Origin of the sequence: Salinicoccus albus DSM 19776 (assembly GCF_000385175.1) — a bacterium.
GTDB classification, from domain to species: Bacteria; Bacillota; Bacilli; order Staphylococcales; family Salinicoccaceae; genus Salinicoccus; species Salinicoccus albus.
In genome coordinates this window covers 102,681-115,460 of sequence record NZ_ARQJ01000025.1, presented here as the reverse complement: position 1 = coordinate 115,460, position 12,780 = coordinate 102,681, and the positions used below count along the sequence as shown (strand labels likewise).

Annotated in this window: 14 protein-coding genes; 7 read left to right on the top strand and 7 right to left on the bottom strand. The window is 40.8% G+C overall.

The annotated features are described in order from the left end of the window. Window positions 1-186: 186 nt before the first annotated feature. Window positions 187-951 (bottom strand): hypothetical protein, encoded by a 765-nt coding sequence (locus G343_RS0105820; RefSeq protein WP_020007185.1) that lies wholly within the window; start codon window positions 949-951, stop codon window positions 187-189. 366 nt (window positions 952-1,317) lie between these two features. Next, on the bottom strand, window positions 1,318-2,025 hold the full coding sequence (locus G343_RS0105815) for a DsbA family oxidoreductase (RefSeq protein ID WP_020007184.1): 708 nt from the start codon (window positions 2,023-2,025) through the stop codon (window positions 1,318-1,320). A 324-nt stretch (window positions 2,026-2,349) separates the two neighbouring features. Between G343_RS0105815 and G343_RS0105810 the strand changes: the two genes are divergently transcribed. From G343_RS0105810 to G343_RS0105795, 4 genes are all read left to right on the top strand, one after another. After that, a complete protein-coding gene (locus tag G343_RS0105810; RefSeq protein ID WP_020007183.1) occupies window positions 2,350-3,453 on the top strand; it encodes a 5-methyltetrahydropteroyltriglutamate--homocysteine S-methyltransferase in 1,104 nt (367 codons plus the stop codon). Window positions 3,454-3,614: 161 nt separating this feature from the next. Next, on the top strand, window positions 3,615-3,869 hold the full coding sequence (locus G343_RS0105805) for a hypothetical protein (RefSeq protein ID WP_020007182.1): 255 nt from the start codon (window positions 3,615-3,617) through the stop codon (window positions 3,867-3,869). Window positions 3,870-3,940: 71 nt separating this feature from the next. Then, the gene (locus tag G343_RS0105800) at window positions 3,941-4,342 is read left to right on the top strand and encodes a hypothetical protein (protein ID WP_020007181.1); all 402 of its coding nucleotides are present in this window, start codon (window positions 3,941-3,943) and stop codon (window positions 4,340-4,342) included. Between the two features lie 29 nt (window positions 4,343-4,371). Further along, a complete protein-coding gene (locus G343_RS0105795) occupies window positions 4,372-4,581 on the top strand; it encodes a hypothetical protein (RefSeq protein ID WP_020007180.1) in 210 nt (69 codons plus the stop codon). Between the two features lie 104 nt (window positions 4,582-4,685). Here G343_RS0105795 and G343_RS14785 read toward each other — a convergent pair whose 3' ends face one another. The 4 genes from G343_RS14785 to G343_RS0105770 all read right to left on the bottom strand — a co-directional run bounded on the left by G343_RS14785 (window position 4,686) and on the right by G343_RS0105770 (window position 8,608). After that, window positions 4,686-5,105 (bottom strand): Rossmann-fold NAD(P)-binding domain-containing protein, encoded by a 420-nt coding sequence (locus G343_RS14785; protein ID WP_020007179.1) that lies wholly within the window; start codon window positions 5,103-5,105, stop codon window positions 4,686-4,688. 604 nt (window positions 5,106-5,709) lie between these two features. After that, window positions 5,710-7,071, bottom strand: coding sequence for an MBL fold metallo-hydrolase (locus G343_RS0105780; RefSeq protein WP_020007177.1), 1,362 nt, complete (start codon window positions 7,069-7,071; stop codon window positions 5,710-5,712). Window positions 7,072-7,134: 63 nt separating this feature from the next. Next, entirely contained in the window at window positions 7,135-8,235 is a 1,101-nt protein-coding gene (locus G343_RS0105775; RefSeq protein WP_020007176.1) for a DsrE/DsrF/DrsH-like family protein, read from the bottom strand. Window positions 8,236-8,344: 109 nt separating this feature from the next. Further along, the gene (locus G343_RS0105770) at window positions 8,345-8,608 is read right to left on the bottom strand and encodes a metal-sensitive transcriptional regulator (RefSeq protein ID WP_026366290.1); all 264 of its coding nucleotides are present in this window, start codon (window positions 8,606-8,608) and stop codon (window positions 8,345-8,347) included. 412 nt (window positions 8,609-9,020) lie between these two features. Here G343_RS0105770 and G343_RS0105765 point away from each other — a divergent pair, with 412 nt between their 5' ends. The 3 genes from G343_RS0105765 to G343_RS15945 are packed head-to-tail and all read left to right on the top strand — an operon-like array spanning window position 9,021 to window position 11,515. Continuing rightward, window positions 9,021-9,977 (top strand): NAD(P)-dependent oxidoreductase, encoded by a 957-nt coding sequence (locus G343_RS0105765; protein WP_020007174.1) that lies wholly within the window; start codon window positions 9,021-9,023, stop codon window positions 9,975-9,977. Between the two features lie 60 nt (window positions 9,978-10,037). Further along, a complete protein-coding gene (locus G343_RS15145) occupies window positions 10,038-10,961 on the top strand; it encodes a sugar phosphate isomerase family (protein ID WP_020007173.1) in 924 nt (307 codons plus the stop codon). After that, a complete protein-coding gene (locus tag G343_RS15945; protein WP_083931364.1) occupies window positions 10,910-11,515 on the top strand; it encodes an acetyl-CoA hydrolase/transferase C-terminal domain-containing protein in 606 nt (201 codons plus the stop codon). The genes G343_RS15145 and G343_RS15945 overlap by 52 nt, the downstream gene beginning before the upstream one ends. Window positions 11,516-11,614: 99 nt before the next feature. Here G343_RS15945 and G343_RS14775 read toward each other — a convergent pair whose 3' ends face one another. Next, a complete protein-coding gene (locus G343_RS14775; protein WP_169336666.1) occupies window positions 11,615-12,472 on the bottom strand; it encodes an IS30 family transposase in 858 nt (285 codons plus the stop codon). Window positions 12,473-12,780 lie beyond the last annotated feature (308 nt).

Here is a 12,780-nt window from a genome sequence, read left to right as displayed (position 1 = left end):
GAACTCAGCAGGGGAGAATGAATAACCGCATCGCTCTGCATGAATACTTCAATCATTTTTTATCGCTTTCGTACTATCTTATCGGGTCTGACGTTTATACAGTGCTCACTTTGGCTGTATAGTAACGCCACCCATTATGTTGCTATAATGGGTGGCGTTACAAAACAAGATGTATCATCACACTGGTTACTGAAGCATAACAAGAATCAGAAAAGCGAATGTTATGATGATAAAAATCTTCACTGCCTGAAAGATGACATAGAGAAAATAGTTTTTCCATAAATATCCAGAAATTGCTTTGTATTCATCATCGGATAATCCAAATGCTTTAGCAAATCGAAGGGAACGTAAGTTTTGAGAAATATAGACGCTAAATTCTTTTATAAGGTGGAAACTATATATGAACACTCCGACAAGCAGGAAAAAAGGGAGGAATTCTACGAACATTCCGATATCCTGATCTATGATTATGAATATAAAACCATATAAAATGATAAAAATCATGAGCAAGTATAACATCAACGGTTTAAGTACGTTATAAGCAACGTGTCTTGCAGTTCGGACCAGAGCGTTTGAATTGCTCATACTTTCAATGAAACCGAGAAATTTTATACATTGTGTAATATTACCCAATGATTTTTCTTTGTAATATTTTTCTTCCGCAATGAAATTTGATATCAGAGGGACGTCTGCAATGTCACTATCAAAAAATGCTGCCTTCACTTTTTTATTGCCGTCTGAGCCTTCCCATAATTCATACTTGATTTCTGTATGTGAGTGTTCAACATAGAAATCAAACAAGTCTTCGGGTGTATTTTCTGTTTTTGCATTCTTTGGCTTTATGGTCCTGTATATCTCAGCACGGCTGAACCAACTGATTTTGCCTAGAAGCAGGTAACCTGCAATGATGAAGAAGATGATACCGATCAGATATAGAATCCAATTGTTCATACGATGCCTCCGGTTACATACGAAATTATTTAATCAAGGTTAACTGTAACACAGATAATATTCAAAAACTTATTATTGTTCAAAGAGTGTATTTTGTAGCAATAATCGAAAAAACAGCTGTCCGCTGGCAACATTTAGAATATTGTCCCTATAGCAAGCGGAGAGACTCTTCAAAAAATCCAAGTGAATATGGATTCTGGCGATTTTCAAAATTATGGTAACTGGAGGAGTCTACTTATGCGTCCAACAAGATCGCACTCTAAAATTACTTATCACACACTACGACCATACACTTCAGCGTATCTTTATAATGTTGAGGGTTTACTGGATGAATAGTTTTCATGGGTCCGACATCATACATAGTGTTTAATCACATTGCCACTGGCCGTCAACCACTCGACAGGCATCACCCTCACTGCCGAATAATTGCAACCCATTCAGTTGAAGGTTCTCTTTATCAGCGATGTCTTCAAGCGCCTCTTCAATTGAAGCTTGAGATTGCGCACCACTAATTAGATATTTATCTTCAACAATTAATGCCGGTACACTGCGAATACCATTTTGCGTTACAAATTCAAGATCCTTTAATACTGCAGTTTCAGTATCTGAATCTTCAAAGAGTGCTTTCCACTCATCAAAGTTCAATGATGTTTGTTTAACTACCTTGTTTATGATGTCCATATCTGCAATGTTCTGATTTTCTACAAACAATGCATTTTGAAGTGCATCGAAGACTTCCCAGTATCCATCTTCACCTTTAAGTAATCCAGCTGCTTTAGCGGCAATTAAAGGCTGCTTGGAGTTCGGGAACAGAAATTTTTGTCCCTTCATACCTTCGATGTTGAAACGGTGCAGGTCATCGTTTTCGTTAGCATTTTTCCAATGACCAAGCACTTTAGGTTTAACCGCTTCGTGTGAGCCGAACATAGATTCAAAGTTAGATGGTTCCCATCCAAGTGCAAACGATCGGTGGCTGATATCAACATTTGAGTACTTCTCATCGATGTTTCGCATACGGTATGACATAGGAAAGCAGAAACTACATATAACGTCATGAACAAATTCAATTCTCATCTTTAATCTACTCCATTTTAAACTATATTATTAACCCTTATTATAGATAGCGTTTGGATTTTCCACTAATCATCTGTTTATCATCATTTGGGTCCGTTCATCTTTGGTGAGGTGTTTGTCTTTGATGGATTCAGTGTTATCATGAGGTAGCATCATGTGATTTCATTCCTTTATTGAGTGTTGTGGTTGACTTTCAATATAACATGAAATTCACATGGCGCTTTTTGTATCACAGGGGCTAGGTTCATTATAAAATCCACCCTGTTCTTTTATATCCGATATACATGATAGTATTTATATAATATAAAAATTGGAGTGGCATTCATGACTGCAAAAAGTACTAAAAAGATATACCGTGCAGATCAGGTCGGCAGTCTGCTGAGACCTGAACGGATTAAAAATGCAAGAAGACAACTTGAAACAGGTGAAATCTCGAAGGAAAAACTGGCTGAGATTGAAAATGAAGAAATCACGAGAGTGGTTGAAAAACAAAAAGAAGCGGGCCTTGAAGCTGTGACAGATGGAGAATTCCGCCGTGCATGGTGGCATTTCGATTTCCTCGAAGGTCTGAGCGGCGTTGAGGGATATTGGTCCGGCGGCGGCATCCAGTTCAAAGACCAGCAGACCAAGTCACGGGCGATCAAAGTGACAGGCAAACTCGGCTTCGATGATCATCCGTTTCTGGAAGATTTCAAGTTCCTTAAGACACAGGCAGGGGCGCATACGGCGAAGGTGACGATTCCAAGCCCGAGCATGCTGCATTTCCGCGGCGAAATTGATCCTGCAGCCTATCCGGATGAGGATGCATTCTTCAAAGATCTCGCTGCAGCATATCAAACAGGCATCCAGAAATTTTACGATGCAGGGTGCAGATACCTTCAGCTCGATGATACTGCATGGGCTTACCTCTGTTCCGATGAACAGAAGGCTCAGTTGAAAGAAAAAGGAGTGGACCCGGATCGCCTTGTAGAGAAATATTTGGAAACAATCAACGGCGCGGTATCCGGCCGTCCAGATGATTTGAAAATTACGATGCACATCTGCCGCGGCAACTTCCGTTCAACTTGGATTTCTTCAGGCGGTTATGAACCGGTCGCATCAGAAATTTTCGGCAAACTCAATATCGACGGTTTCTTCCTTGAGTATGACACAGAGCGTGCGGGCGGATTCGAACCACTGCGTCATGTGAACAGAGATGACCTGACCATCGTGTTAGGCCTGATCACTTCCAAGCATGGTGAACTTGAAGACAAGGAAGAAGTGAAAAAACGCATCGAGGAAGCGTCCAAGTACGTACCGCTCGATCAGCTGGCACTCAGTCCGCAGTGCGGGTTCGCTTCCACTGAAGAGGGCAACCTTCTGACAGAGGAAGAACAGTGGAAGAAAATCAAACACGTCGTCAATATCGCAGATGAAATCTGGTCATAATCAATCCAGTTGAAGATTCTAACAAGGAATTTGGAATATAAAATACTGTTTATACTTAACATATTACAAATTTACCGTTCGACAGTGCTTTTTATTCTTTGCTATGCTGAGGAATCGGCATGAAGACTAACTCGTGTCATTTTCTATAAAGAGGTGAAGTGATGAAGTATTTGTATTCTTTTTTGCTGGGGGTTCCATTTTCGGTGATGTTCTTTCTTGCCATCACGTTTCTAAATGATAATCAAGTGATTTTCCTGATCAGTGTTGTCCTTTGTGTTGCTTTGATAAGAGCGATTGCCAATCCCATTCTAAAAAAGTTATCGGGTGCTGAAAAATATGAAACGTCAGTTTCCGTTCTTTTTATTTTAGGTTTAACGATTCCATTGTTTTTAGCCCTTATTTCTTTTGATTTTTAAACAGGTTTTATCTTATCCTGACAAGCGGCACATTAAAAATCCGGTAACTGCAATATTCAAAGGTGGAGAGTATGCATCTTAAAGGTAAACTTTTGATGACGTTATTATATTTATCGCTGCTATGGTCTTTTGTCACTGATTTTTTCCATGACAGCGCCTGGATGTCCGCGACAGTACAATACGGACCCATGGGGCTTGCCTGGCTGGTCATTATTGTGATAGCCATATTCGAAGGTTTGAACAAAAAAGAAAAGAATGAAACGGTGGCGGAAGAGGCAGACAGCAGAGGTAAGAGGTTGAAAGTATCTGCGTTGGTATTTTTGTGGGGCGTGGTTGCAGCAATGAACTTTCTCGTCGGCAAACCAAGAATGAACCTTCTGCAGGTCAACAGCCCGGAATTTTGGGTTTTTCTTATAATGATACCGTTATTCACTGTGTTGAATTATAAGAGAAAGACTGACGGCGTTTCATAAGATAAAAATGACAAAGAAGAAGGAAACCAATGTCAAGCAGAGAACAGGAGAAAAATCTGAACACATACTTGAACTGGCTGCCCTTCACAGGGCTTGTAATCAGTATTCTTACAGCAGTTGTCCTGCTTGGAATTATGGATTATTCGTTGAATGCGGATATCACCTTTTACATTCTGCTCCCATTTTTAGTACATGTTTCCCTGATTTACTTACCGGTCAAAATGGTTTCGAAATTATAGGGTATAATGAGTTGTCATAATAAACCTGATTTCCGTAATGTCACATTGGAAATTAATTTGGTGAAAATCAACACCGGTCAGATCTGGATCTGTCCGGTGTTTTATTACATATATTTGCTTAAATTGTCTTCAGTGATACTTTTCAACTTTTTCCTGGCTTCTTTTTCATCTGCCTGATTCAATGCTTTTGAACGATTTTTACCATCATAAAATTGTCCCGTGACATCTTCAGTGGTTGCAAGAGATGTCACAGCATCCAGACCCTGCTCAACCGAGGACTGTGAACTGCCGAAATGCGCCTTCACCATATTTGTATCCATGAGTGTGGCAGGGTGGTTGGCGTTGACATCGGTGACTTCACTTCTGAGTTTTTCGGCAAGGTCAAATGTGAACATGATCAAAACGAGTTTACTGCGTGAGCAGACGAGAAAACCATCATAATTGTTTTGGGTATTCAAATCATCAAAATCAAGTTCAGCCTGTCCGACCGAAGCAATATTGATGATTGTCGCTTCCTCATTCACGAGAGATGGTAAGAATGCACTAAGGAGTTAGAAGTAACCGCTTTATAATTTTAAACTGGAGTGAAAGAAATTATGTCGGATGAAATGAAAAAAGCCTGGATCAGTATTATAGTACCGATCGTGCATATACTCATGATTTTTTATTTTCCTTACCCTGAGTCACTGGACAATATTATTGGCTATATAAGCACTCTCATCCCGCTTCTGTTTGCACAATTTTATCTGACACGATTTTTAAATAAAAAATTCCCCACCTGGAAAGATTCAAGAGATGAGTTGAAGAATAATATGTAAAGTTCAGGAATATTACATCAGAGGGCTATACATGCAGTTGGTTTAATATATTAGTAGTTGAAAAAATTAAAACAAAGTGGATTAAAATGTTCAAGTCTTGGCAACGATATATCTTTTTAGTGCTTATCCCTTTCCTTGGTCCTGAGCCACTATATCCGATTTCAATCTCCTTTTACTTGGAGAGTGGGCACTCGGTTATTTAACAGAATGGAACAGTGGGCATTGAATCAGAAGAAAATAAAAATCGGGTCCATCGATTCCTGCCATCCAGGAGATGGAGGCACCGATGGACCCGATTAGAAATAAGGCATTACTGCTTTGCTGCTTTGATGCCGGCATAGCCACGTTCAATATTCACTACATTCTCATAGCCGCGTGCTTTGAGTACACTCATTGCAATGGCAGAACGGACACCGGATTGACAATGGACGTAGATTGTATCATCCGTACCGAATGGCACTTCTTTTTCATCAAGGTGGCCAAAGTGGATGTGGTGTGCATTATCGACATTGCCTTTTGTATACTCGGAAGTAGAACGGACATCGAGGATATGCTTGTTCTCATAATTTTTGATAAGGTCCTCAGGGGACACATTTTCATAAGAATCATCAAAGTACTTGTCCACTTTTTCTTCAGGGACAATCAGTTCAAGGTGGTCAAAGCCGATGGATGCAAGATCTTCCTGAAGTGTTTTAGTGTATTCAGGATCTGCGATGACTGTCATCGGTTGGTCGTAGTCAACATACCAGCCGGCAAATTGCAGGAACTTATCGTTATATGGGATGTTGATGGCTCCTTTTTTGAACCCTTTTTTAAAAGCTTCTTTACTTCTTAAGTCGAATATTTGGCCTGGAAGTGTTTCTGGTGTTCCCACTTCGACTGCTTTCACTTTGAATTCAGGCAACCCTTCTTTATTAACTTTCTTCATCTGGGCGAAATAGCTTGGCGGTTCCGGCTGGTCACTCGTCAACTCTTCGATGAAAGCGTCTTTATCTTCGTATTCGAAGGCCCAGTTACTCCTACGCTCATATCCAAGAGTGGATAAAGGCACGGCGCCGAGAGATTTACCACATGCGCTGCCTGCACCGTGTCCCGGCCATACTTGCATCAAATCAGGATAGTCATTCATTTTTTTAAGGGAATCGAACATCGCATCCGCACCTTTTTCAGCAGTGCCTGCCATGTTTGCTGCCTCTTCGAGCAGATCTGGACGACCGATGTCGCCGACAAAGAGGAAATCGCCTGTGAAGACACCCATTGGTTCATCGCTGCCACCACCACGGTCGGTCAGTACGAAGGAGATGCTTTCCGGTGTATGACCCGGCGTGTGGACGACCTTCAATTCGACATTGCCGACGTTGATAATGTCCCCATCTTTCAAGTACACAGTATCTTCAGGCATATTTTCATATTTCCAATTCTCATCGCCTTCATCAGATACATAAGCGGTTGCGTTGAAATGTTTTGCCGCGTCACGCAGTCCGGAAGCGAAGTCGGCATGGATGTGAGTTTCCGTCACCTGGGTGATATTGAAGCCTTCTGCTTTCGCCACCTCTTCATATTCGTCAATCACGCGTTTTGGATCAATGACGATTGCTTCTTGTGTTTTTTGGCAAGCGACCATATAGGATGTTTGTGCAAGTTTTTTATCGAAAAATTGTTTGAAGAACATTGATATACACTCCTTGAAATTTTAAATTAATGATTGCTTTAATGCGCTGGGCAACCTGTTCAATTAGATGAACAGGTTCAAGTTGCCGTTTTCCGCATCCCCGAGGTAGGTGCCCACACCGCCGAAATTGACGTTGGAAAGCAATTCGTCCTCCTCGATGGCCATGATATCCATGCTCATTGTGCACGCCACCATTTTGACGCCGAGTTTATCGGCCTTATCAATCATTTCAGTAAGGGCATCAACTTTTTTCTTCTTCATTACGTATTGAATCATTTTAGAGCCGAGCCCAAACATGTTCATGTTGGAAATCGGAAGTTTGGATGCAGACTTCGGCATGATCATACTAAAGGCTTTATCCAGACCGGTTTTCTTCTTTTTCGGTGCATTTGGATCTTTGATGACATTCAGTCCCCAGAATGTGAAGAACATCGTGACATCTTTCCCCATACCTTTTGCGCCGGTAGCAATGATGAATGACGCCAATGCTTTATCCAAATCTCCGCTGAATACGACCATTGTTGCGCCGTCTTTCGTTTCCACCATCTGATGGCCTGCACCTTCTGTGTCAGGTTGCGGCGGATTCTTTTGGAGGACCACTACGACTTTATCATCGGATTTTTCATTTTTAAGAATAGTATTACCTGTCTTACGGGCCCATGCTTCAACATCTGTACAGAAACCGAAGTCTGTCACCGTGATTTCCAACTGTTGTCCTGAATCCAGTTCTTCCATGACCTCATTCACTTTGAGAAGCGGCCCCGGACATTGGAGCCCTCTTGCTTCCACTTTTACCCGATTTGGATCGAGTTCAATATTTGCGTTTGACATGGAAGCAGACCCACTTTTTACGTCATTTGCACTGTCATATTCACCTGTATATGCAGAATAGCCTTCTTCCAGGTTTACTGCATCAAATCCATTGCGCTCCAATATTTCTGCAGCATTTGCGCCACGCGTTCCACGCTGGCAATATACATGGATTCTTCTGTCCTTGGGAAGTTCCCCAAGACGCTCTTCAATTTCATTTACGGATACATTGTCCGCTTTAGCAATGTGCCCCATTTCATATTCAAAAGGTTCTCTTACATCCAGTAAATATTCATTTTTTTCGACCAATTGGTCGGCATCATTAATGTGATACTGTTCTTGTGTTTTACTCATATTCAAAATCCTTCCCGCTTCTAAATACCTGCAGGGGTATATTAGCACAGCAATATCCACCTGTCAAATACCCGCAGGGGTATAATTTTTAGCAAATAAAACAGATGATTTATTTGCTTTTGTTGAGCAGTTCAACTGCTTCTTTCACCAGTTCATCTGCATTCTCATCAGGGTTATCCATGGTTTCCTTCACGCATTGAACAAGGTTTTCACTGACAATGATGTTCATTGTCCGGTTGAGTGCATTCTTGGCTGCGCTCAGTTGAGTGATGACGTCTCTGCAGCCTTGACCTTCTTCAATCATTTTCAGTGCACCATTTATTTGTCCCTGTAAACGGTTGATCCTGTTGACGATCGCCTTATCATAAGCCACTTGTATATCAAACTCAGTCATTAAACTCACCTTTTCATTAATTTATTACGTTTAATATACAAGTATCCTGTTAATAAGTCAAATACCCCGCCAGGTATATGCGGTGTTTTATCTGTGTCTCATACTGCTGGGTCAGTCCAGCATCTTTCTCTTTTATAAGATTTTATAAAAGATTATTTTTAGGAAGTAGCGGGGCTTAGGCGCTTTTTGAAGAGGAATTAGTTTCAAGCAGAACATTTCACTATCATAAGAAAATAAGGTCATATGTAAAGATAGGAAAGGAATCTGAAAGTCTAAGCAATAATGTTCAGAAAGTTAGCGTTTTCATTTAACGTTTGGATTCCCCAATTTAGGATATAGGATTTAACAAAAGTAGTACTAATTTTAAAAGAGTTAGAAAGCAGGTTAAAATATGCAGAAAATTTATAGTGCCGTAAAACTGCCTGAAAATGCAGTAAAAATCATTAAAAAACAGAACTTTGAACTAGATATGCATAATGAATTAACGACCCCTGATCAGCATCAAATCATTAAAAATATTAAAGATGCAGATGCATTAATAACCGGTGTTAATGTAAATGTTCCGAGTGACATTATCAATATGAATTCCGACTTGAAAATTATTGCAAACATCGGTTCCGGATATAACAATGTCGATATCGAATCCGCTAAAAACCATAATATTCCTGTAACAAACACACCTGTACATGAATCAGTAGCATCAACTGCCGAACTAGCAATTACGTCGATGCTTGCATTATCACGCAGAGTGCTGTCGAGCCATGAAATGGCGGTCAAGAATGAATTTGACGGATGGCAGGTCATGGGATATCTCGGCGGCAATCAGGTCATCGATAAAACACTTGCAATCATCGGCTTTGGTCAGATCGGACAGTATATTGGAAAACTTGCTCAAGTTTTTGATATGAAAATTCTATATGTTGATTTTGAAGAAAAAGATGCAACAATCAATGCTGAAAAAGTAAGTCTTGGTGAAGCATTAAAAGAAGCAGATTATGTGATTACACAAGTGAATTACACAGAAGAATCGCATTACTTAATCAGCAAAAAGGAATTTGAACAAATGAAAGAAACCGCATATTTCATTAATACTGCACGCGGCGGTGTCGTGGATGAAGAGGCCCTTGCAGAAGCTTTAGAGAATAACCAGATAAAAGCGGCAGCACTCGATGTGCACGAAGCAGAACCACATATCAATGAAAAACTCACAAAACTTGATAATGTAATTCTCACACCTCACATTGGCAACGATACCTATGAAGCAAGAAATAAAATGGCAGAAGTTGCGTCTGATCAGGCAGTGAAAGCCTTGAAGCAAGAGTCACTCGATTATCAAGTGAATGAATAATTTCATTTAAAAAGTTTGGGATAAAGTGAGGATTAAAATTTTAAAAGGTGGTTATTTAAAATGGCTTTAAACGATATCATTCCCGAAGAATATAAAAATAAGATCATGAGCCCAGAATCAGCGACGAGATATATTGAAAGCGGTATGACAGTAGTAACCAGCGGCTTTTCTAAAGTCGGGTATCCAAAGGTTGTACCAGCCTCCCTTGCAAATCTTGGAAGCAAGGGTCCCCGTGATATTACACTTGTCACCAGTGGAGCTGTGGGTTCTGAAATGGATAATTGGATTAAAAACAGAGGCATAAGCAGATTGTCCCCATACCAGTCATCAAAAGATATACGCAGCTTAATCAATAATGGGGAATTGACGTATAGCGACTACCATATAGGGCGTGTTGCGGAAGGTATTGACGCAAAGCAATGGGGAGCGCCGGATATTGCATTGATCGAGATTTCAGGAATAACAGAAAGTGGAGGATTAATTCCTCGTTTTTCAGTCGATAATACGCCTGATTATTTAAAGCAGGCAAGAAAGGTAATATTAGAACTTAACGTAGGAAATGAAGAAGAATTTCACGGAATGCGTGATATCATTGACATACCTTCTCTCGGCAAAAAGGATCATATTCCAATATTTAGTGTAAGTGACCGAATTGGAACTTCAGAGATCGGTGTTGATAAAAACAAAATCGTGGCAATTGTATCAAGTGATAAAACGGATACTGGTTATACGTATACTCAGCCTGATAAAGAAACAATTTCTATAGGAACAAATGTAAGCGATTTCTTAAAAGACATTAAATCCGATGATCAAATCTCCTCAACTCAGCCATTTCAAATAGGAGTGGGGAATTTAGGAAATTTTATAACCAATCGTTTATCTGAAACACTGGCTCCCTTAAGCTTGTACTCCGAAGTTGTTCATGACAATGTATTAGAAGGACTGAAGAAGGTACGATCCAAAAGGCTTCAGCCGGCACTTTAGCTCTTTCTAAGGCTGCTCAAACTGAGTTCACGAATCATTTTAATAAGTATCGATCGTCCTTAATCATAAGGCCGCAGTCGATAACTAATCACCCAGAAGTCCTCAGAAGGTTAGGTGTCATAGCTGTCAATTCAGCTGTTGAAGTAGATATTTATGGAAATGCAAATTCAACAGCGGTGCGTGGATCCTGGTTATTAAACGGAATCGGTGGAAGCGGGGACTTTACGAGAAATGCACTTATATCCATCATGGTGCTGCCATCCACTCGAAAAGGCGGGAAAATTTCAACAATTCTTCCTATGATAGGGCATGTGGATCACACTGCACATGATATTCACGTAGTAGTGACAGAACAAGGCGTAGCTGACCTTCGAGGAAAAAGTCCTCGAGAGCGGGCACAGTTACTTATTGAAAATTGCGCCGCACCGCATTTTAGGGAGCCTTTAATGTCCTATTTTAAAAGGGCATGTCAAAAAGGTGGGCAGTGGCCGCATATGCTTCAAGAGGCACTCTCTTGGTACATTAACTATGAAGAAACAGGATCTATGAAATAAAATAGATTTTTATCAAAGGTCGCCCTTACTGAATTCATAACCATAGCGTACTATCCTATAAACGATGCTAATCTCATTTTTCTATGAAATTCCTTCATATTACAGGAACGAATCAACAAAAGGTAAGTGTTTGTGAACGATTGGTTTTATATATTTAACGCGAATTTCAAGTTTAAGTTTGCCATTGATCCAGTCTCCGGTATGGAGAGATTGTGAATGGATGAAGGGCATTTCCTCTCCCCTGTGGGGTGATTTTACACTTTTATAAACGATTTGCTTAATCTCTGCCATTAATGCGTCCTGGGACGTGCGGTAATTAAGCTGCTTCCGCGGATACGTATTCATCCACTTTTGGACGCGCAAGGTGTCCTGCGCACTTACTGTACTGATGGGCTGACTTTTCGGTATCAATCGTTGAATCAATTTGTGCTGGTTTTCACTGGTGCCGCGTTCATAAGCAGCATACGGGTGACTGAAATACACTTGGGTGGTTTCTTTTAAATTCATTTCTAAAGTGCTGAACTCCGACCCGTTATCTGAAGTGATGGTTTTAAACAGGGCACGCATGTCTGTACCGGTGCGCGCGGCCAGGGATTGAACGGCTTTTGAAATCGATGACGTATCCTTCCGGTCGACTTTAATGATGCACTCAAACCGTGTTTTACGCGCCGCCAGGGTCATGAGTACGGCATCATCTTCGCCTTTGATGCCCAGTACCGTATCAATTTCCCAGTGTCTAAATTCTGCTCGGTCTTCAATATATTTCGGCCGGGCTTCAATGGAAAACCCCAGCTTGTGCTTGTTTTCTTGACCGTGTCGGCCGGGCATTCTGGGCGCACGGCTGACTTTCTCAAGCAAATCGATATTCTTCGTCCGCATCATCCCAACGTTGATCCAATGATAGATTGTCATCGTACACGGCAGTCGTGCTGTGGCATACGGAAAATTGCACCTCAAATAACCGATGACAGTGTCGGGCGATCATCCGTCTTCAAATATCTTTGTATCCGCCCCATTCTATGAATGCAGGGATACTGACCTGCAATCCAGTTCATTTTTTACTGTTTGACGATTACAGCCGATGGCCTGTGCAATTGAACGGTTCAAATCCCCCTTTTTTATTTAAAACTTTGGTCTGGATCGGTTCATCACGTGTTAAGTGTTTGCCCTTACGGCGTGGCATGTTATCATGAATTTGTGTCATGTGATTTCATCTTTTATTGAGAGTTGTGGTAACTTCAATATAACATGAAATTCACATGGCG